This is a genomic window from Saccharopolyspora antibiotica, assembly GCF_047200635.1.
Taxonomy (GTDB): Bacteria; Actinomycetota; Actinomycetes; order Mycobacteriales; family Pseudonocardiaceae; genus Saccharopolyspora_C.
In genome coordinates, this window is sequence record NZ_JBJZOI010000014.1 from 88,577 (window position 1) to 112,383 (window position 23,807).

The following is a 23,807-nucleotide window of genomic DNA, read 5'->3' on the forward strand; positions in this document are numbered from 1 at the left end:
GCAGATCTGTCGTCCAGCTCGCGAGGAGAGAGCGTTGACCAGCACAATCGGATCCACCGTGCTCGGGTTCCCCAGGATCGGACCGAACCGGGAGCTCAAGCGCGCACTGGAGCGCTACTGGCAGTCCCGCATCGGCGAGGCGGAGCTGCGCGAAGTCGCCCGCACGCTGCGCGCCGACACGTGGCGGTCGCTGCGCGACGCCGGGCTGGACTCGGTTCCGGGAAACACCTTTTCCTACTACGACCAGGTCCTCGACACGGCGGTCACCTTCGGCGCGGTCCCGCACCGCTTCGCGGAACTGGGCCTGAACCCGCTCGACACCTACTTCGCGATGGCGCGCGGCGTGGAATCCGCGCCACCGCTGGAGATGACGAAGTGGTTCGACACGAACTACCACTACATCGTCCCGGAGATCGGGCCGGACACGACGTTCCGGCTCTCCGACCGCACCGCCGTCGACCAGTGCGCCGAGGCCGCCGAGCTCGGCGTCACGACCCGGCCGGTCCTCGTCGGACCGCTGACGTTCCTGCTGCTGTCCAAGCCGGTGGGCGGTGCGGCCGGATCGTTCCGCCCGCTGGACAAGGTCGACGAACTCGTCGACGCCTACGCCGAACTGCTCGGGGAGCTGCACCGGGCCGGGGTGGAGTGGGTGCAGCTGGACGAGCCCGCGTTCACCGCGGACCGCTCGCAGGCCGACCTCGACGCGCTGCGCGCCGCCTACCAGCGCCTCGGTGAGCTCGACGAGCGGCCGAAGATCCTCGTCGCCTCCTACTTCGGCGAGCTCGGCGACGCGCTGGGCGTGCTGGCCGCCGCGCCGATCGAGGCGCTGGGCGTGGACCTCGTCGCCGGGCGACGCACCGTGGACCAGTTGCCCGCGGTGCCGGGGCTGCGGGGCAAGACGCTGGTCGCGGGCCTGGTCGACGGCCGCAACATCTGGCGCACCGACCTGGACGAAGCGCTCACCACCGGCGCGACGCTGCTCGGCCTCGCCGGTGAAGTGGCGGTGAGCAGCTCCTGCTCGCTGCTGCACGTGCCCTACGACGTCGACGCCGAGACCGACCTAGACCCGAGGGTGCGGTCCTGGCTGGCGTTCGCCGCGCAGAAGGTGGACGAGGTCGTGATCCTCGACCGCGCCCTGCACCGGGGGAGGGACGCCGTCACCGAGCAGCTCGACGACGCGCGTCGCCGCATCACCGACCGGGCCGGGGCGGAACTGACCCGCAACGACCGGGTGCGGGCGCGGCTCGACTCGCTCCAACCCGAGCACGCCCGGCGCGGGGACTACGCCGACCGTCTCGCCGCGCAGCGGAAGTCGTTGCGGCTGCCGCCGCTGCCGACCACGACGATCGGCTCCTTCCCGCAGACCACCGACGTGCGCAAGGCTCGGGCCGCGGTGCGCTCCGGCAGCATCGACCGCGCGACCTACGAGCAGCGGATGCGCGACGAGATCGATCGCGTCATCCGGCTGCAGGAGGACCTGGGCCTGGACGTGCTCGTGCACGGCGAGCCGGAGCGCAACGACATGGTGCAGTACTTCGCCGAGCACCTGGAGGGCTTCGCGAGCACGCGGCACGGCTGGGTGCAGTCCTACGGCTCCCGGTGCGTGCGCCCGCCGATCCTGTACGGCGACGTGGCCCGGCCCGAGCCGATGACCGCGGCATGGGTGACGTACGCCCAGCAGCGCACCGAGAAGCCGGTGAAGGGGATGCTGACCGGCCCGGTCACCATCCTCGCCTGGTCCTTCGTGCGCGACGACCAGCCGCTGAGCACCACCGCGCGGCAGGTCGCGCTGGCGATCCGGGACGAGGTCGAGGACCTGGAGAACGCCGGGATCAGGGTGATCCAGGTCGACGAGCCCGCGCTGCGCGAACTGCTGCCGCTGCGGGCCGCGCAGCACCAGGACTACCTGAGCTGGGCGGTGGAGTCGTTCCGGCTCGCCACCTCCGGCGTCGCGGACTCGACGCAGATCCACACGCACCTGTGCTACTCGGAGTTCGGGGACGTGATCAACGCGATCGTGGAGCTGGACGCGGACGTCACGAGCATCGAAGCGGCGCGCTCGCGGATGGAGGTGCTCGACGACCTCAACGCCGTCGGGTTCGCCCGCGGCGTCGGGCCGGGCGTCTACGACATCCACTCGCCCCGGGTTCCGGAGGCCGGGGAGGTCGCCGACCTGCTCCGGGCGGCGCTGGCCGCGGTGCCGGCGGAGCGGCTGTGGGTCAACCCCGACTGCGGTCTCAAGACCCGCGGCTACGCCGAGGTCGAGGCCGCGCTCAAGAACGTGATCAGCGCTGCGGCAGCCGTGCGCCCGGCTGTCGGCTGATCCCGAAGCCGGGGGCGGTGCCGCTCTTCCCACCGCTCACCGCCCCCGGCACCCCCGGCTCGGCACGCCCCGCGCCGAGCCCCTCCCGCCCACCGGAGGCCCCCGCACCGCCGCCGAGCGGACACCGCCACCGCCCGCCGCGAGCGGGCACCGCCGCGATTTTTGAGTGAACGGACCCTTCGCCCAATCCCGTTGGACGAACGGTCCGCTCACTCCATCCCGGCACCACCCGCTGCGGGAGTGAACGGCTCCTTCGTCCAGCAGTTGCGGACGACAGGTCCGTTCACCCCGCTCCCTCAGCTCGGCGGACTCCCTGGAGTGAACGGACCCTCCGACCAACGAGTTCGGACGAACGGTCCGCTCACCCCGACCACCCGTTCCCGCACCGCGCCGCCGGATGGAGGAGATCGATCTCGGGGTGAACGGCTCCCTCGACCAACTGGCTCGGACCGACGGGCCGTTCACCCGGGCGCCGCCCGGGGTGCGGGGTGGGTGAACAGACCGTTCGTCCAACGAGATGGGACGAACGGTCCGTTCGCTCCGCGAGCGCGGGTTGCGCGGAGGTGATGCGGACGGTCACTTTTGCGCTACGGCTGGGAATCGGTGGTGCGGGGCGCAACTGCCGGCGGGGTGCGGGCAACCGCGGCACGGCCCCGGCGAGTCGGCTCGGCGGTTGCTGAAAACCCTTGCGCGGCAACGGGAATCGAGCGACCCCGAGCCGCTTCCCGACCCGCCGCCGGGGCTCCGAGCAGCGACGACGACCCGGCGGGGAACGCCGCACCGGCGGCTAGGGTGAGCCGGTGCCTGGGGAGCTCTGGAACCACAACGTGCAGTACCACCCGCTCGTGCTCGATTCGGTCCCGGAGGGGTGCGCCAAGGCGCTCGACGTCGGGTGCGGGGACGGGTTGCTGGTGCGCGAGCTGGCGGCGAAGGCCAAGCAGGTCACGGGCATCGACCGCTCCCGCAGCATGATCCGCGAGGCTCGCCGCGCCAGCACTCCCCTGGGCAACGTCACCTTCGCGGACGCGGACTTCGTGGACTTCGAGGCGAAGACCCCGAATGCCGAGTTCGGCTTCATCAGCTGCGTGGCCGCGCTGCACCACATGGACTTCGAGGCCGCTCTCACCGGCATGGCGCGGATGCTCGCCCCCGGTGGCCGCCTGGTGTTGATCGGCGTGGCGCGCCACCACAGCCCGTTGGACTGGGCTCGGGACATCGCCGCGATCCCGGTGCACCGCGTCCTGTCCCGGCGGCACGGCGGACTGACCGAGCCGCCGGGGGCCCCGACGAAGGATCCGGCGATGACGTGGGACGAGGTGCGCCAGGGCATCCAGCGGTTGCTGCCCGGTGCGCAGTACCGCCGGTTGCTGCTCTGGCGATACGCCGTCACCTGGAACAAGCCCGCTCGCTGATCCATCCGCGCGCCGCTGTCGGCGAACCAGCCGCGCGCGACAGTCGACGGTCCTGCCGCGAGGCCTGCGATGCCGCCGACACCGCAGGCCGGATCGTGGCCCGGCGGCGGGCGGGGCTCAGTCCCGGGTGGTCACCCGGTGGAAGGCCTCGACCAGGTCGCCGAGCTCGGGCACCTGCTCGGCCTCGGCGAGTGTCCGCTCCAGAGCCGCGTCGTGGGTGGGGCGGGCCTGCTCCAGCAGCTCCCGTCCCTCGTCGGTGAGCTCGGTGTAGATGCCGCGGCGGTCGTCCTTGCACAGGACGCGGGTGAGCAGCCCGCGGTCTTCCAGCCTCGTGACCAGGCGGGTGGTGGCGCTGCCGCTGAGCGCGGCGGCCCGGCTGAGCTGCTGCATCCGCATGTGCCAGCCGTCCTGGCGGCTGAGCGCGTCGAGCACCGTGTACTCGACGACGGAGAGGCCGTGGTCCGCGCTGAGCGCCCTCTCCAACGCGGATTCCAGCGTTCCGTGCAGTGCCGCGAGGGTGCGCCAGCCCCGGGCCCGCACCTCGACCGCGTCGTCGGCGATTCCCATCCGGCTCCTCCTGCCCGCGAACCCACCGGTGAGCTCGATCTCCCACCCGATCCTAGCAGCTTGCGCAGCTAGCGCGCGCCTGCAACTATTTATCAGGCGTGTGCAACTACACGCTTAAGCCCAATATCAGCACGCGCACGTCACAGCGGGGCGCCAAGGCTCCCGCACGAGGAGGCGAGCATGAACACCGACATGTCCGGACGCACCGCACTGGTCACCGGCTCCACCAGCGGGATCGGCCGAGCGATCGCGGCGAGCTTCGCCCGCGCCGGTGCCGAGGTCGTCGTGAACGGCCGATCGCGGACGCGGGTCGAGGAGGCCGCGGCCGGGGTGCGCGCCGAGACCGGCGGCATCGCGCGCGGCATCGCCGCCGACGTCGGGACCGCCGAGGGGGCGGCCGCGCTCATCGCCGAACTGCCCGACGTGGACGTCCTGGTGAACAACGCCGGGATCTTCTCCGCGACCCCCGTGTTCGAGATCAGCGATGCGGAGTGGAGCCGGTTCTTCGAGGTCAACGTGCTCTCCGGGGTGCGCCTCGCGCGGCACTACGCGCCGCGGATGGTCGAGCGCGGCTGGGGTCGGGTGATCTTCATCAGCAGCGAGTCCTCGATCTTCATCCCGACCGAGATGGTGCACTACGGGATGACCAAGACCGCGCAGCTCTCGGTGGCGCGCGGCATGGCGCAGGAGGTCAAGGGCACCGGGGTGACGGTGAACAGCGTGCTGCCGGGACCGACGCTGACACCGGGCGTCGCGGAGTTCATCGCGAACCGCGTGGGCGCGGATGTTCCCTTCGAGGAAGCCGAGCGCCGCTTCATCGCAGAGGAGCGGCCCAGTTCCCTGCTGGGACGCCTGATCCGACCCGAGGAGGTCGCGAACCTGGTGCTCTACGCCGGTTCCGAGGCGGGCTCGGCGACCACCGGCGCCGCGCTGCGCGTCGACGGCGGGGTCGCCCCCTCGCTGACCTGAGCCAGCGACGCCGCCAGGCGCGTTCATCCGCGCTCGGCGGGCGGGGCGGTTGCGCGAGTCGGGATCGCGGAGGGCCGGTCGCTCGAATCCGGCCGGGTGTGCGGTCCGCCACGGGGCCGTGTGTCATTTGACGCAGAGCTCGGACGCGGACGGTGCTGCAGTGGTCGCACACCGAGTTCGAGAGCACCGGAGGTAATCATGCCCCGCGACGAGTTCTCCGCGTCAGACCGGCCCGGCCCGGGTCTCACCGCCGAGCAGGAGCTCGACGTCGCCCTGCGCACCGCGAGCGACTTCCGCGGCTCCATCGCGGGAGCCGACGCGAAGGCGGGGTTGCTCATCCCCGCCCTCGGCGTCGGCATCGGTGGCGCGGGCAACGCGATCGCGGCCCCGAGCGCCGGCGCGTGGGCGACCGCGATCTCGCTGGTGCTCCTGGGGCTGGTGCTGACCTCGGCGCTGGGAGCGCTGCTGTCGGTGATCGCCGTGCTCACCCCGCGCACGCCCGCGCCGGCCGGGAAGCCGAACCTGTTCGCGTTCCCCACCTTCCAACCGCTGCGCGCCGCCGAGGACTGCCGCCGCGCGCAGCCGGAGCTGTGCGCGCAGGCGTGGCGGCAGGCCGAGACCCTGGCGCGGATCGCGAACACCAAGTACCTCCGGCTGCGCACCGCGCTGCGGTGCTCCTGCGCGGCGCTGCTGGCGTTCCTGGTGTGGACCGCGCTGCGGCCGCTGCTGGCCGGATGATCAGGAATCGTCGGCCAGGGCGACCAGCAGCTCCTCGCGCAGCACCGTGATCCCGCGCCGCTGGGTGCTGATCGCGCCGGACTCCCGCAGCTCGCGCAGCACCCGAGCCACCGCCTCCCGGGAAGCGCTGACGGCGGCGGCGAGTTCGGCCTGGCTCAGCGTGATCGCGATGGACCGCCGTCCCAGCGAGTCGAGCACGCCGTGCTCCCGGGACAGCTCCAGCAGCAGGCGGGCGAGCCGCTCGGCCACCCCGGAGGAGGCGAACTCCACCCGGTAGCGGTCCGACTCCCGCATCCGCGCGACGACTCCGGCGAGCATCCCGAACATCACCTCGGGGTGGCGGTGCAGGAAGCGGCGGAACTCCGCGCCGGAGACCACGTCGGCCCGCACGGGTCCCAGCGCGGTGACCGTGGCCCCGCGCGGCTCCCGGTCCACCGCGGCGAACTCCCCCACCACCGAGCCGGGACCGCGGATCGCGAGCACGGCCTCGGCGCCGCGCGCCGTCATCGACCACACCTTCACCCGTCCGCTGCGGATGAGCAGCACGTGATCGCTGCGGTCACCGACCCCGAACAGGACCGCGCCCGCCCGCCACCGCCGCGCGGTCGACACCGACCGCAGCGCGGCCACCGCTTCCGCGCTCCACCGCTCGCCCATCCCGCGCCCCTCCCCCGCGTTCGTCGAGCGCGAAACCCCGGTCCGCGTCGCCGCCGGTGTGGTGTGCTGGAGGCCGGACCTGGGGAGGCCATCGTGATCGTGAACGCGTTGGACCAAGCTTGGCAGGCCTGGATCGATCTGGGCCAGCGCCTCGAACCGGACCAGTGGGAGCGGCCCACCCGGTTGGCGGGATGGACGGTGCGGCACGTGTTCGCCCACCACGCCGACGTTCCGGCGATGATCGGGGAGGCGCTCGACGCGGGGCCCGAACCGGACGGGGCGGCGACGTTCGCGGACGCCGCGCAGCTGCTGGCGTTCCTGCAACGCCCGGGCGGCATCGCGGAGGCGGCGGCCGGGCAGATCCGGGAGGCCGGTGTCGCCGACGAACGGACCGGCCCGCAGCTGGTCGAACGGCTCGCAGCGGCGCCGCGGACCGTCGCCCGGCTCCGCGAGCAAGACCTGAGCGGGCTGGTCCCGTACTTCGGGCTCGGCACCGTGCCGGCCCGGGAGGTGCTGCGCGTCCAGCTGATGGAAGCGGTGGTGCACTACCTCGACCTGGCCGAGGCCCTGGGCCTGCCCCGGCCCGGCCCGGTGGCGGGCGCACCGCTGCGGGAGACGGCCGCGCTGCTCGCGGCCATCGCGGACCCGATGCGGCTCGTCGAGGCCGCGACGGGACGGGGCGGTCAGGTCTTCCCGGTGCTGCGCTGAACGCTCAGGCGTTCGGACCGGCAGCGGTGCTCAGGCGAAGGTGGGCAGGCCGACGGCGGCGTCGATCGCGATCGCGACGAACAGCACGGCCAGGTACGAGTTCGACAGGTGGAACAGCGCCATCGGGTTCGTCGCGCCGCCGCGCCGCACCGACGCGTGCAGCCGCTGCGCCACGATCAGGAACGCCGCGCCGGAGAGCACCGCGACCGCCACGTAGACCCAGCTCGTCGCGGGCACCAGCAGCAGCGTGCTCGCCACCGTCGCCCAGCTGTAGACGAGGATCCGCGCCGAGACCTGCCGCGGAGTGGCCACCACCGGCAGCATCGGCACGCCCGCTCGCGCGTAGTCGTCGCGGTACTTCATCGCCAGCGACCAGAAGTGCGGCGGGGTCCACAGGAAGACCACGGCGAACATGACCAGCGCGGGCCATTCCACCTTGCCGGCGACCGCAGCCCAGCCGATCACGACCGGCATGCAACCAGCAGCGCCGCCCCACACGATGTTCTGCGAGGTCCGGCGCTTGAGCACCAGCGTGTAGACGAAGACGTAGAACAGGATCGCGGCCAGCGAGAGCACGGCGGCCAGCAGGTTCGCACCGAGCGCCAGCACAGCGAACGACACGACCCCCAGCACGATGCCGAAGATCAGCGCGTGTCCGCGCGGCACCTCGTAGCTCACCAGCGGGCGGCTGCGGGTGCGGTGCATCACCGCGTCGATGTCCGAGTCCGCGACGCAGTTCAGCGCGTTCGCGCTGCCCGCGGACATGGCGCCGCCGATCAGCGTCACCAGCACCAGCCACGGCGAGGGGATGCCGCGCTCGGCCAGGAACATCGCCGGGATCGTCGTGACCAGCAGCAGCTCGATGACCCGAGGCTTGGTCAGCGCGAAGTAGGCGGCGAGCACGCCGCGCCGCTTCGGCGTGGTGGTGGGGGCGGTCTCCGCCTGCTCCGGAACCGCCGTCATGAGCTCGTCGATTCGGACGTGGCGGGAGCCTCGAACGGCAGCGGTTCGCCCGCGGTGCGCAGCCGGTGCCACAGCACGACCTTGCGCTCCGCGAAGAACGCGCCGAACGGGATGGTGCCCGCCAGCAGGACCAGCAGCATCCGCCCGTAGGGGACGCGCAGCTGCACGGTGGTGACCAGGGCGACGAACAGGTAAACGATGTAGAGGTAGCCGTGGCCGATGCCGATCGTGGTCGTCCACGAGTCGCCCATCACCTGCGCGGACGAGCCCTCGGGCCACAGGTATTTGAACACCATCGCCAAGCACAGCAAGATGAGCAGCACCGCGGTCACGTACGCCATGACCCGGTACGCGGCCAGAACGCCAGGCTTCACCACAAATCCCTCAATCCCGCCTCTGCCACGAACACCGGGGACGACCGTACGCCACGACCGGTGCGCGGCTGCGCGTGACCTGGCGAGACAGTGGTGCCGACCACCCTCCGGCGTGGCTCACACCACGCCCGGCAGCTCGAAGGCCCTGGCGATCAACTCGTAGGAGTGCAGCTTCGCCGTCCGGTCGTACATGTTCGCCGTGAGCATCAGCTCGTCGACCTCGGTGCGCTCCCGCAGCTCCTCCAGCTCGGCCCGCACCGACTCGGGGGTGCCGTGGATCGCGTCGGCCAGCCAGCTGTCCACGATGCCCTGCTCCAGCTTCGAGTACGGGTACTCGCGGGCTTCCTTCGGGCTCGGCATCCGGCCCGGGTCGCCCTTGCGCAGCCGCAACATGCTCAGCGCCATCGGGCGTGCCAGGTCCAGCGCCTCCTCCTCGGTGTCGGCGGCGATGGTCTGCACGCCGATCATCGAGTAGGGCGCGTCGAGCACCGCGGAGGGCACGAAGGACTGCCGGTACAGGTCCAGCGCGGGCAGCGTGTTGCGCGCTGAGAAGTGGTGGGCGAAGGCGAACGGCAGTCCCAGCGACCCCGCCACCTGCGCGCTGAAACCGCTCGACCCGAGCAGCCACACCGGTGGGGCCTGGCCGTGCGGCACCTTCTGGACCTCCGCGTACGGGTGGTCGGCGGGAAAGCCGTCGCCGAGGAAGCGCAGCAGGTCGCCGAGCTGCTGCGGGAAGTCGTCCACCGACAGCGGGCCGCTGGTGCGGCGCAGCGCGCGGGCCGTCCCCTGGTCGGTGCCCGGAGCGCGACCGATGCCGAGGTCGATGCGGCCCGGGTGCAGCGCCGCCAGGGTGCCGAACTGCTCGGCGACGACCAGCGGCGCGTGGTTCGGCAGCATCACGCCGCCGGAGCCGAGCCGCAGCGTGCTCGTGGCGGCGGCCAGGTGCGCGATCACCACGGGCGGCGAGGAGCTCGCGATACCCGGCATCCCGTGGTGCTCGGCCACCCACAACCGGTGAAAGCCCCATCGCTCGGCGGCGCGGGCCAGGTCGGTGGTGGTGGCGAGGGCGTCACCGGGCGTGATCTCGACGCCGACGGGGGCGAGATCGAGGATCGACAGCGGCACGGCCGACCGGCCTCGTGCCGTGCCGCGGATCGGGTCGGTCTGGTCCGCGTGACCGTCGGCCCCGAGGGCGGCGCGGTCCGGGTTGGCGACAGTGTCCATCGCCGCTTCCAACCACGCACCGGCGCCGCTTTGTTCCCTCCTCCCGGTGCCGGTGATCACAGCGCTGGCCGGTTCGGGGTGAACGGACCGCCGGTCCAACGGGTTCGGTCGAACGGTCCGTTCACCCGAACCCCACCGGGCGCGGCACCCCGAGCCGGTGGAGTGAACGGACCGTTCGTCCCATCTCGCCTGACGAACGGTCCGTTCACCGGGAAGACCGGTACCGGGCGCGGGAAGGGGTGAGCGGACCGTTCGTCCAGGCGGACAGGACGAACGGTCCGCTCACCGGAGGACCTGATCGGGGTGAGCGGACCGTTGGTCCAGGCGGATGGGACGAACGGTCCGTTCACCCGACTCGCCGAGGGGCGGGTGGTCAGGCCCGGTCGGCGATGAGGGCGTAGTCGGCGTGGGGGGCCGCCCGCGGAGTGTTGCGGTAGCGCAGCACCGAGTCGCGGATGTCGCCCGCGCGGACCGCGCCGTTCGACAGCAGCGAGGACGTGAGGCCGTGGGTGTGCTCGGTCCCGCCCTGGAAGTACACGCCGCCGCCGACCCGCTCCGTGGTGCGCACCCGGTAGTCCCGGTCGACCTGCACCTGCCCGTCCGCGTCGCGCAGGCACTCCTCCCAGGTGCGCCCGAGGATCCGCCCGGGATCCCCGGGTCGGCAGCCGGTGGCGTACACCAGCACGTCCGAGTCGAGGACCACCCGCTCCCCGGTGGGCAGGAACTCGACGGTCACCGCCACCCCGCCGGGGGTCGTGCGGACGTCGGTGACCCGGGAGGCGTTGAGCATCCGAAGCCGCTCCTTGCCCTGCACCTTCTCCTGGTAGGCGCGGGCGTAGAGCTGCTCGATGAGGTCCAGGTCGACCACCGAGTAGTTGGTGTTGCGGTGGTAGTCCATGAGCATCTGCTTCACCCCGCTGGGCGAGGTGTAGAAGTGGTCGACCGCGTCGGGGTCGAAGATGCGGTTCGCGAAGGGGCTGTCGTCGGCGGGGGTGTGCCCGTAGCGGCTGAACACCGAGCACACCTCGGACTCGGCGAAGGTGCGGTGCAGGTAGTCGGTGACCTCGGCGGCGCTCTGCCCGGCCCCGACGACGGTGAACCGGCGAGGTTCGGTGCCGTCGAGCTCGCCGACGCGGTGCATGAGGTCGAGGTTGTGCCAGACCCGGTCGCCGAGTTCGGCGCCAGGCGGGACGCTGGCCTCCAGTCCGACGGCGACGACGATGTTGCGGGCGAAGCTGGTGGTGACCTGACCGGAGCCGTGCCGCACGAGGACCTCGAACACCTGCCCGTCGCGCACCGGCCGCACGTCGATGACCTCGGCGCCGTAGTCCACGAGGTGATCGAGGCGCCCGGCGGCCCACTCCAGGTAGTCGTGGTACTCGACGCGGGTCGGGAACATCGTCTTGTGGTTGATGAAGTCGACCAGCCGGCCCCGGTCGTGCAGGTACGACAGGAATGAGAAGTCGCTGGCGGGCTCCCGCATCGTGACGAGGTCCTTGAGGAACGAGACCTGCATGGTGGTGCCCTCGATGAGCATCCCGCGGTGCCAGCCGAAGCTCGGCTTGCGCTCCACGAAGCTCGCGTCCAGCTGTTCGCCGTCACCGCACCGCCTGTTGTGTTCCTCGACGGCCACGGCCAGCGCCAGGTTGGAGGGGCCGAAGCCGATGCCCAGGAGGTCCTGGACGGGGCCTTGCACGGGGGTCGGAGCCGCAGACACGGTTGTCCCTTCGCCGGTACCCGCGGGGCTTCGCGCCCGGGCACGGTGGAATCCGCAGACCGCTCAGTCGCGGTCGTGGTTGTATCGGTCGTGGTAATCGGTTTCGGCCAGACCGGCCTTCCAGTACCCGATGGCCAGCACCGAACCCGAGTCCAGCCCGCGCTCCTGCCGCAGGTGCCGCCGGATGGAGCGGACCATCCCGGATTCACCGGAGACCCAGGCGGACACGTCGTGGCGGTCGGGGATGTCGAGTCCGCGCACCGCGTCGGTGAGCAGCGTCGAACGCCCCGCCGGGACGCCGTCGCGGTGCAGCCAGGTGAGTCGCAGGTTCGGCGGGCACTCGATGTGCTGCTGCTCGCCGCTCCCGGCGACTTCCAGGAAGACCTGCCCGCTCGCGGTGACCGGGAGCCCCTCGATGATCGAGGAGATGGCGGGCATCGCCGTTTCGTCCCCGACCAGCAGGTACCAGTCGGCCTCCCGGCAGGTCCGGCCACCGGGACCGAGCACCCCGAGGTAGTCGCCGGGGGCCGCGTCGCGCGCCCAGGACGCGGCGACGCCGTGCGAACCGTGCATCACGAAGTCGATGTCCAGCTCACCGCGCCGCTCGTCGTACCGGCGCACCGTGTAGGTGCGCATGGTGGGGCGCTCGTGCGCGTCGGGCCACACGTAGCGTCCCTCGTCGCTGAGGACCGGCAGCACCGGGCGGTGCTGTCCCGGCCGCGGGACGAACACCTTCACGTTGGGGCCGTTGTGCTGATCGCGGAATCCCGCGAGCTCTTCCCCGCCCAGGGTGATGCGGCGCATGGACGGAGACAGCTCCGCGGTGCGCAGCACTTCCAGGGTGCGGGTCGGCGGACGGCGGTGGTCGCGGCGTCGGGATCGGTCCGCTGTCGTCATCGGGCCTGGCGTTCCTTCCTCACTGGCTCCCAGAACGATCACTGGAATTAAGGCTAGCCTAACCATATATCCCCGGGTGTGTCTTCCCCCGGTGGGCCAGATCTCGCCGGGCGGGCCTCGGCTCAGCTCCGGCCAGCCGCGACCGCGCCGGCGCCGCTGGCCCGCTGGACGCCCCGGCCCGGATCACCGGCGGGCGCGGCGGGAGTCCGGATGCGCAGCGCCACCAGCGCCCCGAGCAGCGCGAACCCGGCGGAGACCAGCATGGCCACGTGGTAGACGGCCAGCGAACCCGACGAGCCCACGCCACCGAGCGCCAGCACCCCCGCCGTCACGGCCACCCCGAGCGCAGAACCGATCTGGCGCTGCACGTTGAACAGGGTCGAGGCGCCGCCGGTGGCGGTCGCGCTGATCGTCGCGAACGCCACGACCTGCAGCTCGATCGAGGCCGCCCCGACGAAGAAGCCGGACGCGAACTGCACCACCCCCGCCGACCACGGCCCGGTCACCAGGTTCATCGCCGCGAAGGACCCGGCGGCGCCGAGCATCGCCAGCACGATCAGCACCCGCGGCCCCCACCTCGGGTGCGCCCAGGAGACCGCCTGCGAGGCCACCATCAGCCCCACCGCCTTGGGCAGCGTCACCAGCCCGGTCTCCCAAGGCGAGGCGCCCATCCCCGACTGGTACATCAGCGTGAAGCCGTAGAGCGTGCCGAGGAACCCCGCCACGCAGGCCGCGAGGACCAGGCTCGCCCGCCGGAACGAGGCGTCCCCGAACAACCGCACGTCCAGCATCGGCTGCCGGGAGCGCAGCTGGGAGACCACGAGCGCGACCAGGCAGCCGAGACCGGCCGCCCCCGCCAGCAGGAAGTGCGGCGAGCCGGGCCCGCGCGCCGACACGGCGTCCAGCGCGTACATCAGCAGTCCCAGCCCGGGGGCGGCGAGCGCGAACCCGATCAGGTCGAAGCGCTTGTGCACCGACTCGACGTGCTCGCGCAACCGCAGCGCGCCGTAGACCAGGGCCAGCACCCCGAACGGCACGTTCACGAAGAAGCCCCAGCGCCAGGTCAGCTGCTCGACGAAGAACCCGCCGAGCACGGGGCCGAGCGCCGGGGCGATCGCGGTGGGGATCACCAGCACCCGGGACAGCTTGATCCGCTCCTGCGGCGGGTAGGCGCGGAACAGCATGGTCAGCGCGACCGGGCTGAGCACCCCGCCGCCCGCGCCCTGCAGCACCCGGGCCACCGTGAGCTGGGTGAGGTCCTGCGCCGCGCCGCACAGCGCGGAGGCCAGCACGAAGGTCCCGAACGCCGCCAGGAACACCCGCTTGGTGCCGAACCGGTCGCCCAGCCACCCCGACACCGGGATGCACACCGCCAGGCTGACCAGGTAGCCGATGTTGATGGCGCTGGTCGCGCTCGGTGGCACCCCGAACTCGGCACCGATGGCGGGCAGGGCCACGTTGACGATGGTGGCGTCCATGCCGTTCATGAACATCGCGGCGACGTAGACGACGCAGACCGCGACCCTGGGGTCGTTCCAGCGCACTCTCGCCCCCGGGCTCACGCGCCGTCGCGGGCGGGGCGGATGTCGGTCCAGTGCACCTCGATGTGCTCCAGGCAGGACCTCCGGTCGGCCGGGCCGTGGGCGACGGACCAGCCGTCGGGTACCGCGATCCGCTCGGGCCACAGCGAGTACTGATCGTCGTCGTTGATCAGTGCGTAGAACGATCCGCCGGTGTCGTCGAACGGGTTGCTCATGTGCCGGTGCTCCTTCGCTGGGGTGGGACGGACGGGCCGCCGACCCGAAGTCGATCTTCGACGATGGCGGCGATCTCGGCCAGCGGCGCGGGCCGCGTCATGTCCTTGTGCTCGCAGGCGATGTCGTGGTTCTCCACGGCACCGTCCACGTAGGGCTCCCACATCCGGGAGGTCAGGGAGGCCTTGGCCTGGTTCGCGGTGGCGGTGAAGAACAGCACGTCACCGCGGAAGGTGTCGTGCTCGGCCGCGTTCTCCAGCACCGCGCAGTTCGCGAAGTTGTCGATGATCGCCTCGACGGTGTGCTCCTCCAGGTTCGACAGCGCGCTGCCCTCGGCGGAGAGGACCTCCATGACGTGCTCCCGGCGCAGCGGCTCGTCCCCGAGCCGGTCCACGTCGTGACCCGCCATGTAGAGCAGCGCCCGGAGCGCCTCCTCCTCGGTGGGCAGCTCGTCCCAGACGTCCTTCGGGTAGGAGTCCAACATGCAGAGGAACCGGACTCGCTCCCCCGCCGCCTGCAGCTGGGTGCTCATCTCGTGCGCGATGACACCGCCGAAGGACCAGCCCAGGAAGTGGTACGGCCCGCTCGGCTGCACGGAGCGGACGTGCTCGACGTATTCGGCGGCCATCGCGGCGAGGTCCGCCAGCACCGGTGCGGGCTCGTCGAGGCCGCGGGACTGGAGGCCGTAGAGCGGGCGGCGCGGGTCGATGTGCTTCAGCAGCCCGGAAAACGGCCACGCGAGCCCGGCCGCCGGGTGCACGCAGAACAGCGGCTCCCGATCGCCCTCGGTGCGCAGCGGCAACAGGATGCCCAGGGCGTCGCCCTTGCCGCCGGTGCGGACCCGGGCGCCGAGCCCCGCCACCGTCGGCGCGGCGAACAGGCTGCCGACGTTGAGCTTCACGCCCAGCGCCTCGTCGATGCGGGCGATGAGCCGGGCCGCGAGCAGCGAATGCCCGCCGAGGTCGAAGAAGCTGTCGTGCACCCCGACCCTCGGCAGCTCCAGCACCTCCGCGAACAGGCCGCACAGCACCTCCTCGGCGGGGTCGCGGGGCACCGCGGAGCCGACGGCGGCGGCGAGGTCCGGGGCGGGCAGCGCGGCGCGGTCGAGCTTGCCGTTGGGCATCAGCGGCAGCGCGTCCACGAGCACGATCGCGGCCGGGACCAGGTAGTCCGGCAGCGATTCGGCGACGTGCGCGCGCAGCTCGGACGGCTCCACCTCCCGCTGGGAGACCACGTAGCCGACGAGCAGCTTGTCGCCCGGCCGGTCCTCGCGGACCACGGCCGCGACCTGCGCGACAGCGGGGTGGCGGGCCAGCGCGGCCTCCACCTCGCCGGGTTCGATGCGGAAGCCGCGGATCTTGACCTGGTCGTCGGCCCGCCCGGCGAAGTCCAGCGCCCCGTCCGCGCGCCAGCGGACCAGGTCCCCGGTGCGGTACATCCGCGCGCCGGGAGGCCCGAAGGGATCGGCGACGAAGCGCTCGGCGGTGAGCCCGGGCCGGTGCAGGTAACCGTGCGCGAGGCCGGTGCCGGAGACGTAGAGCTCCCCCACCACGCCCGGCGGCACCGGGCGCAGCGCCGCGTCGAGCACGTACAGCCGGGTGCCGGGATCGGGCACGCCGATCGGCACCGAGGTGCCGGTGCCGGGCTCGCAGTCCCACAGGGTCGAGTTCACCGTGGCCTCGGTGGGTCCGTAGCAGTTCAGCATCCGGCGGCCGCGCGCCCAGCGCTCCACCAGGTCGGCGGGCACCTTCTCGGCCCCGCACAGCAGGGTCGCGCCTTCCGGCAGGTCCACCTCGGGCGGGAACATGCCCATCACCGAGGGTCCGATCGCCAGGTGGGTGACCCGGTGCCGGCGGGCGTAGTCGGCCAGCGGCGCACCCGGCACCCGCCGGTCGGCGGGCACCACGACGAGCGTCCCGCCGGAGAGCAAGCCCATGCAGATCTCCCAGAACGCCACGTCGAAGCTCGGCGAGGCGAACTGCAGCACCCGGCTCCCCTCGGTGACGCCGACTCGCCGCGCCTGGGTGGCCACCAGCCCGGCCACCCCGGTGTGCGGGACGACGACGCCCTTGGGTCTGCCCGTGGAACCCGAGGTGTAGATGACGTAGGCGGGGTCGTCCGGGGTGGACTTGCGGGGCGGGGCGTCGGTGGGCTCGGCGCGCAGCACCGCCCGCACCTCGGGGTCGTCCAGCAGCACCACCGGGGCGTGCTCGGGGCGGCGGTCCGAGAGCGCCAGCACCAGTCCCGGGTCCGCGTCGGAGATCATGTGCTCCAGCCGGTCGGCCGGGTAGTCCGGGTCCAGCGCCAGGTAGGCCGCACCGGAGGCCAGCACCGCGAGCAGGCCGACGATCAGCTCCGGGGAGCGCGGCAGCATGACCCCGACGATCCGGCCCGGTGCCGCCCCGCGCTCCAGCAGCAGGTGCGCCAGCGCGTTCACCCGCCGGCCCAGCTCCGCGTAGCTGAGCTCGGTGTCCTCGAAGACCAGCGCGGGCTCGTCCGGGCGGGCGGCGATCTGCCGGTCGAGCAGGTCGGCGAAGGTCGCGGGCGCGCCGTCCTGCTCGGCCTCCGCGTCCCCCCAGCGGAAGATCCGCTCCCGCTCCCCCGCGTCCAGCAGGTCCAGGTCACCGATGGGGGTGTCCGGGGCCGCGACGGCCGCGGTGAGCAGCCGGACGAACCGCGCCACCAGCGCCTCGACGCCGGCGGGTTCGAAGAGGTCGGCGCTGTACTGGGCGACGCCCTCGACGCCGTCGGGGACCTCGCGCAGGCTCACCGCGAGGTCGAACTTCGCCGCTCCCGCGTCGATCGTGCCCACGTCGGACTCCAGGCCGGGCAGGGAGGGCCGCACCGCGTCGGCCTCGCCCCAGTAGGCCAGCATCACCTGGAACAACGGGTGCCGGGCCAGCGAGCGGGACGGGTTGAGCACCTCGGCGAGCCGCTCGAACGGCAGCTCCGCGTGGTCGTAGGCGGCGAGGTCGGCCTGGCGGACCCGCCCCAGCAGCTCCGCGAACGTCGGATCCCCTGCGGTGTCGGTCCGCAGCACCAGGCTGTTCACGAAGAACCCGACCAGCTCGTCGAGCCGCTGGTCCCCGCGCCCGGCGACCGGGGTGCCGATGGGGATGTCGGTGCCCGCCCCGAGCCGGGTGAGCAGGGCGGCCAGTCCGGCCTGCACCACCATGAACGGGCTGGCCCAGTGCTCGGCGGCCAGCGCGCGCAACGCGCGGTGCAGCGCCGCGTCGAAGCCGAACCGCACCGCTCCGCCCCGGTGACTGGGCGTCGCGGGCCGCTGGTGATCGACGGGCAGCGCGAGCTCGTCCGGCAGTCCCGCCAGCGCGTCGCGCCAGAAGGCCAGTTCGCGGGCGGCGAGGCTGCGCTCGTCCTCCTCGTCGCCGAGCAGTTCCCGTTGCCACAGCGCGTAATCCGCGTACTGCACCGGAAGCGGGCCGGGCTCCGGCGCGACGCCGTCGAGACGGGCGGCGTAGGCCGCGGCGAGGTCGCGCAGCAGCGGCGCCATCGACCACTCGTCGGTGGCGATGTGGTGCAGCAGCACCAGCAGCACGTGCTCGTGCTCGGCGGTCCGGAACAGCTCGGTGCGCAACGGCGGTTCCTGCGCCAGGTCGAACTCGTAGCGGGCGGCGGCCCGCAGCGCGTCGTCGAGCTGCTCCGCGGTGATCTCGCGCACCGGCAGTTCGGGAGCGGCCGGGGGCAGCACGTGCTGGCGCGGTTCGCCCCGCCGGTCCGGGAAAGTCGTGCGCAGGCTCTCGTGCCGGGACACCACGTCGCCGAGCGCGGCGCGCAGGGCGGCCACGTCCAGCTCGCCGGACAGGCGCAACCCGATCGGCAGGTTGTAGGTGGCGCTCGGCCCCTCCAACCGGTGCAGGAACCACAGCCGCTGCTGGGCGAAGGACAGCGGCACCACCTCCGGTCGCGGGCGCGGTCGCAGCTCGGGGCGGAAGTCCACGCCCTCACCGAGCCGCTCGGCCAGGCCCGCGACGGTCGGGTGGTCGAACAGGGTGCGGATGGAGGGCTCCGCCCCGAGCTCCCCGCGCACCCGCGCCAGCAGCCGGGTGGCCAGCAGCGAATGCCCGCCGAGGTCGAAGAAACCGTCGTCGATGCCGACCTCCGGAACGCCCAGCACCTCGCCGAACAGGCGGCACAGCACCGATTCCACCTCGTCGCGCGGGGCCCGGCCGCGCGCCCGCGCGCCGAAATCGGGGGCGGGCAGCGCCCGGGCGTCGAGCTTGCCGTTGGGCGTGAGCGGCAGGGCGTCCAGCAGCACCACCGCGGCCGGGACCATGTACTCCGGCAGCCCGGCGGCCAGGTGCGCGCGCAGCTCGGCCGGTTCGGCCTCCGACACCGCGTAACCGATCAGGCGCTGCTCACCCGGCTCGTCCTCGCGGGCCACCACCGCGGCCTGCGAGACCCGGGGGTGCCCGGCCAGCCGGGCCTCGATCTCGCCGAGCTCGATGCGGAAGCCGCGGATCTTGACCTGGTGGTCGGCGCGGCCGAGGAACTCCAGCTGACCGCCCGCCCGCCAGCGCGCCAGGTCCCCGGAGCGGTACATCCGGGAGCCCGGCTCGCCGAACGGATCGGCCACGAACCGCGAGGCCGTCAGCGCTCGCCTGCCGAGGTAGCCGCGCGCCAGGCCCGCCCCGGCGATGTAGAGCTCGCCGACGACGCCCGGCGGCACCGGGCTCAGGTTCTCGTCGAGCAGGTAGACCCGCAGGTCCGGGATGCCGCGCCCGATCAGGCTGCCGTCGCGGCGCGCCACCAGCTCCGGATCCAGCTCCAGGTACGAGACGTGCACCGTGGTCTCGGTGATCCCGTACATGTTGATCAGCTTCGGCCCCCGCGGGTGCCGCGCGTACCAGTCGTCGAGCCGGGACAGGTCCAGCGCCTCGCCGCCGAACACGACGCGGCGCAGCACCAGCTCCCGACCCCGCTCCGGCTCGTTCCGATCGGCCTCGATGAGCTGGTAGAACGCCGACGGCGTCTGGTTGAGCACCGTGACCCGCTCCCGCACCAGCAGGTCCAGGAAGTCCTGCGGCGAGCGGCTCACCTCGTGCGGCACCACGACCAGCCTGCCGCCGTGCAGCAGCGCGCCCCACAGCTCCCACACCGAGAAGTCGAAGGCGTAGGAGTGGAACAGCGTCCACACGTCCTCGGGGCCGAAGCCGAACCACGGCTCGGTCGCGGTGAACAGGCGCACCACGTTCCGGTGCGGGATCACGACGCCCTTCGGCTGCCCGGTGGACCCCGAGGTGTAGATGACGTAGGCGGCGTGGTCGGAGGTCAGCGGGCCGCGCGCGCCGTCGAGGGGATCGCGCTGCGAGTGCTCGGCGAGCTGGCGGGCGCACTCGGGATCGTCCAGCAGCAGCCGGGGCAGTTCGGCGGGCAGGTCCTCACCAAACCCGGTCTCGCTGATGAGCATCGACGGCTCGGAATCCGCGATGACGCGGGCGATCCGGCTCGCGGGGTTGCCCGGGTCGAGCGGCAGGTAGGCGGCACCGGACTTGAGCACCGCCAGCACCGCGATCACCAGCTCGGCCGAGCGCGGCAGGGCCAGCGCCACCAGCTGCTCCGGACCGATGCCGTGGTCGATCAGGCAGTGCGCCAGCCGGTTCGCGCGAGCGTCCAACTCGGTGTAGGTGATCCGCTCCTCGCCCCAGGTCAGCGCCACCGCCTCCGGGGTGCGCCGGACCTGGTCCTCGAACAGCTCCGGCAGCGTCCTCCCGGAGCGGTCCGGACCCGCCGGGCCGTCGTTCCACTCCTCCAGGACCAGGTGCCGCTCCCGCTCGGAGAGCAGGTCGATCCCGCCGATCGCGCCCTCGTGCCCGGCGAAGCGGGCCAGGAAGCGCACGAACCGCTCCTGGTGCGCGGCGATCTCCTCCGCGCTGTAGAGGTTCGGGTTCGCGTCGAACTCGAAGCGCATCCCGGTGCCGGCGGTGTAGACCGCCACCGTCAGGTCCTCCACCGGGCCCGCCGCCAGGTTGTGCACGGTGGCCGGGTGCCCGCCGAAGGACAGGTCGTAGTCGAAGGCCTTCACGTTGATCACGGGTCCGTGCAGCGGTCGGCCGGTGCTCAGCAGCCGCAGGTCCCGGCGCAGGTCCTCGCCCCGGTACCGCTGGTGCCCGCGCACCTCCCGCACCGCCGTCGCGACCCGCGCCACCAGCTCGTCCCGCGTCGTCTCCGGGGTGATCGCCAACCGCAGCGGCAGCACGTTCACCACCATTCCCGGCACCCGGGACGCGGCCGAACCGAGCCGTCCCATCACCGGCAGTCCCAGCACCACGTCCCGCTGCCCCGTCACCCGGTGCAGGTAGGCGGCGAAGGCGGCGATGACGGCGTCGGGCCAGATCGTGCGGCTGTCCCGCGCCGCGTCCGCCAGCGCGTCGGCGGTGCCGGATCCCACGTCCGCCGCGCGGCGCAGGAAGGTGCGCGCGGCGCGGCCGGAGCGACCGGCGAGGGTCCCGGGCTCCGGTTCGTCGGCGAACCGCTCGAGCCAGAACTCCCGGTCCCGCTCGAACCGCTCGGACTCGCGGTAGTCCCGCTCCGCGTCGCGCAGCGCGCTCAACGGCTCGAACGGCGACTCCGGAGGTTCCGCCCCCGCCACCAGCGCCGAGTACACCTCCGCGACGCGGCGCAGCAGGATCGAGAAGCCGTAGCCGTCGATCGCCACGTGGTGAATGCGCTGGTACCACAGCCAACGATCCTCGGCGAGCTCGAACAGCGCCGCGGTGAACAACCGCCCCCGCTCACCGCCCGCGGTGAGGTCGACCGGCTCGGCCAGGTCCCCGCGCATCCAGCTCAGCGCCGCGGCCAGCGGATCCGCCTCCGCGCTGACGTCCAGCACCGGCAGCGCCGAACGCCGCGGCGGGTCGATCACCTGCCGCGGGGTCCCGTCCTCGTCCACCACCCGGATCCGCAGCGCCTCGGCCTCCGCGAGCACGCGGTTCAGCGCGCGCTCGAACCGGTCCGGGTCGATCGGGCCGTGGATCTCGACGTACTCGCTGGTGTTGTAGATCGGGTTCGCGCGGTCGAGGGCTTGCGCGAACCAGATCCCCGCCTGGGCAGCGGACAGCGGCAACGACACGCCCAGAGGCTCCGGCATCGTTCTCCCCCACGGGACGCGGACAAAGTAAGGCTAACCTTATTTCACCCGCGGCGCGGTGACCAGGACCCGCCCGACGTGCGCTAGCTCTCAACCCCGCTCCCCCGCCCGGCGCCCACCGACCCCACCAGCAGCCGAGCCTCCCCGCACCCCCTCGGGACACCCGCGCCGACCAGCCAGCGAGTGAACGGACCGATCGTCCAAGGGGATGGGACGAACGGTCCGTTCACCCACCACCCCACCACCCCGGTTCCCCACCACCCCGGTTCCCCGGTTCCCCGGTTCCCCGGTTCCGAGCTTCTTCGCGTGAACGGACCGTCCGTCCCGAAGCCCTGGGCGAAGAAGCCGTTCACCTCACCCCGGCCGGCCACCGTTCCGGAGTGAACGGACCGTTCGTCCCAACCCGTTGAACGAAGGAGCCGTTCACTCGACGCCTCCGCGAGCCCTGCAGCGCCGGGTGAACGGATCGATCGTCCGAGCGGATGGGACGGAGGGGCCGTTCACCCCGCGAAGACGGGGCCCAGCGGGGTTGGAGTGAGCGGACCGATCGTCCAAGGGGATGGGACGAACGGTCCGTTCACCCAGCGGGCGACCCCGGCGCTGCTCATCGGATCAGCGGGCGCGGATCATGAGGGCGGAGTTCTTCCCCGGCAGGCCCACCTCGCGGGAGCGGGTGAACCCGGCCTTCTCGAAGGCCGCCACCGACGCTCCGTTGTGGACGTTCGGCTCGGCGACCACCCGCGCGCACTCCGGATCCGCCGTCAGCAATCCCCGGGTGACGGCGGCCAGCAGGGAGCTCCCGAGCCCGCGTCCGAGGACGTCCTTCTCCCCGAGCGCGATGTGCACGCCGAGATCGCGCGGATCCAGCGGATAGCAGGACCGCAGCTTGTCCCGCACCACCCGGTACAGCTCGACGTAGGCGATGTCCCGCCCCTCGCGGCTCACCACGCACGGCAGCGAATGCGACCCGCCGAGCTGCGCGCCCAGCTCGTCGCGCCAGCGCCGCACCGACCAGGCCTGGTTCCAGTTCACCGCCACGTGGTCCTCGTTCATCCAGCGGTGCACCAGCTCCGGGTCCCCGGAGTCCAGGTCCACGGCCCGCAGCACCCATCCGCCGTCGAGCTCCGGCACCGGAACCCCGGGCACCTCGTCCGCCACCGGCTCGCGCAGCGGATTCGGCATCTCGAAGCGCTGCGGCGAAACCGCGACTCGCCCCTCGGTGAGGTAGCGCAGTTCGGAACCGTTGAGGACCGCGAGGTCGGTGAGCGTGGGGCTCTCCAGCCAGTGCCGCACCACGCGCTCGGTGTCCGGGTAGGTCTCGGCCAGCGCGGCCAGTTCCTCCGCCAGCACCCGCAGCAGCACGTCCTCGTCCGCGACCCCGCGCAGCCCGAACAGTCCGATGGCGGCCAGCGAGCCGCGGGAGAGCAGCCGGGCCGTCACCTCGGCCAGGTCGGCGCGCTCGTCGAGGTTGCGCAGGGCGGGGGTCATCGTGCTCTCCACGTGCGAGGAGAGCCACCGGCGGGCCTCGTCCAGGCTCGACACGCCCTGGCCGAGCACGCCGACCTCGTCGTTGCCCGCGAGCGGATCGATCGCCCCGGTGCGCACCGCGTCCAGCAACCAGTCGAGCAGGGTGCCCGCGTCCTCGGCGTTGATCGGGGCGTCCGAGGTGGCCCTGCCGCGCGCGTCGGCGGAGCAGGCGGCGGCGAGCAGCGCGGAGTCCGCGACGGCGCCCGAGTCCGCGACGTGGATCGGTCCGAATCCGTGCGCGCCGGTCGGCGAGCGGTAGGTGACCTCCGCGGTGAACCGCAGCGGCCCGATCGTCACCTTCAGCGGACCCGGCGCGACCGGCGTGTGCGTCTCCGCCAGCCACCTCCGCAACAGCACCGCGGCCCTCGGATCCGGCTCGCTCTTCCCGGTCACACCTGTCACACGCCACCCCTTCACGCTGCGTTGGGAGAGCCGACCCTAACTCAGCCGACCGGGGGAAGGACCCCGGTCGCCGGGTGCCTCCGATCACCCCGTGCGAGAGCGGTATCGAGGAGTGAACGGACCGTTCGACCAACCGCCTTGGACGAACGGTCCGTTCACTCTTCCCGCACCCGCGCCCGCGCCCGGAGCCGGTTCTCCCGGTGAACGGACCGTTCGTCCGGGGAGATGGGATCAACGGTCCGTTCACCTCTCCCGCCCGGCTCCGTCGCGGGCGGCGAGGTGAGGTGAGCGGCTCCTTCGTCCGATCCCGTGGGACGAACGGTCCGTTCACCCGCGACACCGACGGTGGAGGGATCTTCGGGGGCTGGGAGGTGGCGAGGAGGGGGCTGGACTTCGCGGGCCGTGCTGGCGGCGGACGGGCCGTGCTGGCGGTGGGCCGGAGGGATGGCGAGTTGCGCGGGCTCCGG

Annotated in this window: 16 protein-coding genes; 5 read left to right on the top strand and 11 right to left on the bottom strand. The window is 72.7% G+C overall.

Annotated features, from left to right (window positions below):
* Positions 1-34 precede the first annotated feature (34 nt).
* Entirely contained in the window at positions 35-2,323 is a 2,289-nt protein-coding gene (gene metE / locus ACL03H_RS13665) for a 5-methyltetrahydropteroyltriglutamate--homocysteine S-methyltransferase (protein ID WP_412811579.1), read from the top strand.
* Between the two features lie 800 nt (positions 2,324-3,123).
* On the top strand, positions 3,124-3,735 hold the full coding sequence (locus ACL03H_RS13670) for a class I SAM-dependent methyltransferase (RefSeq protein ID WP_412811580.1): 612 nt from the start codon (positions 3,124-3,126) through the stop codon (positions 3,733-3,735).
* A 117-nt stretch (positions 3,736-3,852) separates the two neighbouring features.
* On the opposite strand, the gene ACL03H_RS13675 is transcribed toward ACL03H_RS13670, so the two are convergent.
* The gene (locus ACL03H_RS13675) at positions 3,853-4,302 is read right to left on the bottom strand and encodes a MarR family winged helix-turn-helix transcriptional regulator (protein ID WP_412811581.1); all 450 of its coding nucleotides are present in this window, start codon (positions 4,300-4,302) and stop codon (positions 3,853-3,855) included.
* A 180-nt stretch (positions 4,303-4,482) separates the two neighbouring features.
* Here ACL03H_RS13675 and ACL03H_RS13680 point away from each other — a divergent pair, with 180 nt between their 5' ends.
* Together ACL03H_RS13680 and ACL03H_RS13685 are read left to right on the top strand one after the other, a co-directional pair.
* Positions 4,483-5,271 (top strand): SDR family NAD(P)-dependent oxidoreductase, encoded by a 789-nt coding sequence (locus ACL03H_RS13680; RefSeq protein WP_412811582.1) that lies wholly within the window; start codon positions 4,483-4,485, stop codon positions 5,269-5,271.
* A 198-nt stretch (positions 5,272-5,469) separates the two neighbouring features.
* Entirely contained in the window at positions 5,470-6,009 is a 540-nt protein-coding gene (locus ACL03H_RS13685) for a Pycsar system effector family protein (RefSeq protein WP_412811583.1), read from the top strand.
* Here the strand turns inward: ACL03H_RS13685 and ACL03H_RS13690 are convergent, their stop codons facing one another.
* A complete protein-coding gene (locus tag ACL03H_RS13690) occupies positions 6,010-6,666 on the bottom strand; it encodes a Crp/Fnr family transcriptional regulator (protein ID WP_412811584.1) in 657 nt (218 codons plus the stop codon).
* A 93-nt stretch (positions 6,667-6,759) separates the two neighbouring features.
* Between ACL03H_RS13690 and ACL03H_RS13695 the strand changes: the two genes are divergently transcribed.
* A complete protein-coding gene (locus tag ACL03H_RS13695; RefSeq protein ID WP_412811585.1) occupies positions 6,760-7,374 on the top strand; it encodes a maleylpyruvate isomerase N-terminal domain-containing protein in 615 nt (204 codons plus the stop codon).
* 30 nt (positions 7,375-7,404) lie between these two features.
* Here the strand turns inward: ACL03H_RS13695 and ACL03H_RS13700 are convergent, their stop codons facing one another.
* The 9 genes from ACL03H_RS13700 to ACL03H_RS13740 form a co-directional block, all read right to left on the bottom strand.
* Positions 7,405-8,337, bottom strand: coding sequence for a heme o synthase (locus ACL03H_RS13700; protein WP_412811586.1), 933 nt, complete (start codon positions 8,335-8,337; stop codon positions 7,405-7,407).
* Positions 8,334-8,711 carry a DUF3817 domain-containing protein gene (locus tag ACL03H_RS13705; protein WP_412811587.1) on the bottom strand — a complete coding sequence of 126 codons (378 nt, stop codon included), beginning with the start codon at positions 8,709-8,711 and terminating at the stop codon, positions 8,334-8,336. Before ACL03H_RS13705 ends, ACL03H_RS13700 begins: the two co-directional genes overlap by 4 nt.
* Before the next feature lie 117 nt (positions 8,712-8,828).
* Positions 8,829-9,935, bottom strand: a complete 1,107-nt coding sequence (locus ACL03H_RS13710; protein ID WP_412811588.1) for an LLM class flavin-dependent oxidoreductase — start codon at positions 9,933-9,935, stop codon at positions 8,829-8,831.
* Positions 9,936-10,308: 373 nt separating this feature from the next.
* Positions 10,309-11,652 carry a lysine N(6)-hydroxylase/L-ornithine N(5)-oxygenase family protein gene (locus ACL03H_RS13715; RefSeq protein ID WP_412811589.1) on the bottom strand — a complete coding sequence of 448 codons (1,344 nt, stop codon included), beginning with the start codon at positions 11,650-11,652 and terminating at the stop codon, positions 10,309-10,311.
* Between the two features lie 63 nt (positions 11,653-11,715).
* Positions 11,716-12,549 carry a siderophore-interacting protein gene (locus tag ACL03H_RS13720; protein ID WP_412811590.1) on the bottom strand — a complete coding sequence of 278 codons (834 nt, stop codon included), beginning with the start codon at positions 12,547-12,549 and terminating at the stop codon, positions 11,716-11,718.
* 122 nt (positions 12,550-12,671) lie between these two features.
* Entirely contained in the window at positions 12,672-14,093 is a 1,422-nt protein-coding gene (locus ACL03H_RS13725) for a DHA2 family efflux MFS transporter permease subunit (protein WP_412811591.1), read from the bottom strand.
* A gap of 14 nt (positions 14,094-14,107) precedes the next feature.
* Positions 14,108-14,305: an MbtH family protein gene (locus ACL03H_RS13730; RefSeq protein ID WP_412811592.1), complete on the bottom strand. Its 198-nt coding sequence runs from the start codon at positions 14,303-14,305 to the stop codon at positions 14,108-14,110.
* Positions 14,302-21,411: an amino acid adenylation domain-containing protein gene (locus ACL03H_RS13735; RefSeq protein ID WP_412811593.1), complete on the bottom strand. Its 7,110-nt coding sequence runs from the start codon at positions 21,409-21,411 to the stop codon at positions 14,302-14,304. Before ACL03H_RS13735 ends, ACL03H_RS13730 begins: the two co-directional genes overlap by 4 nt.
* A 612-nt stretch (positions 21,412-22,023) precedes the next feature.
* Positions 22,024-23,331 carry a GNAT family N-acetyltransferase gene (locus ACL03H_RS13740; protein WP_412811594.1) on the bottom strand — a complete coding sequence of 436 codons (1,308 nt, stop codon included), beginning with the start codon at positions 23,329-23,331 and terminating at the stop codon, positions 22,024-22,026.
* Between the last annotated feature and the right edge of the window lie 476 nt (positions 23,332-23,807).

What these genes read in the sequence shown, in the direction of transcription:
- ACL03H_RS13675 (WP_412811581.1), bottom strand. Translation starts at nt 4,302, where the DNA reads ATGGGAATCGCCGACGACGCGGTCGAGGTGCGGGCCCGGGGCTGGCGC.
- ACL03H_RS13680 (WP_412811582.1), top strand. Translation starts at nt 4,483, where the DNA reads ATGAACACCGACATGTCCGGACGCACCGCACTGGTCACCGGCTCCACC.
- ACL03H_RS13685 (WP_412811583.1), top strand. Translation starts at nt 5,470, where the DNA reads ATGCCCCGCGACGAGTTCTCCGCGTCAGACCGGCCCGGCCCGGGTCTC.
- ACL03H_RS13690 (WP_412811584.1), bottom strand. Translation starts at nt 6,666, where the DNA reads ATGGGCGAGCGGTGGAGCGCGGAAGCGGTGGCCGCGCTGCGGTCGGTG.
- ACL03H_RS13700 (WP_412811586.1), bottom strand. Translation starts at nt 8,337, where the DNA reads ATGACGGCGGTTCCGGAGCAGGCGGAGACCGCCCCCACCACCACGCCG.
- ACL03H_RS13710 (WP_412811588.1), bottom strand. Translation starts at nt 9,935, where the DNA reads ATGGACACTGTCGCCAACCCGGACCGCGCCGCCCTCGGGGCCGACGGT.
- ACL03H_RS13720 (WP_412811590.1), bottom strand. Translation starts at nt 12,549, where the DNA reads ATGACGACAGCGGACCGATCCCGACGCCGCGACCACCGCCGTCCGCCG.
- ACL03H_RS13730 (WP_412811592.1), bottom strand. Translation starts at nt 14,305, where the DNA reads ATGAGCAACCCGTTCGACGACACCGGCGGATCGTTCTACGCACTGATC.
- ACL03H_RS13735 (WP_412811593.1), bottom strand. Translation starts at nt 21,411, where the DNA reads ATGCCGGAGCCTCTGGGCGTGTCGTTGCCGCTGTCCGCTGCCCAGGCG.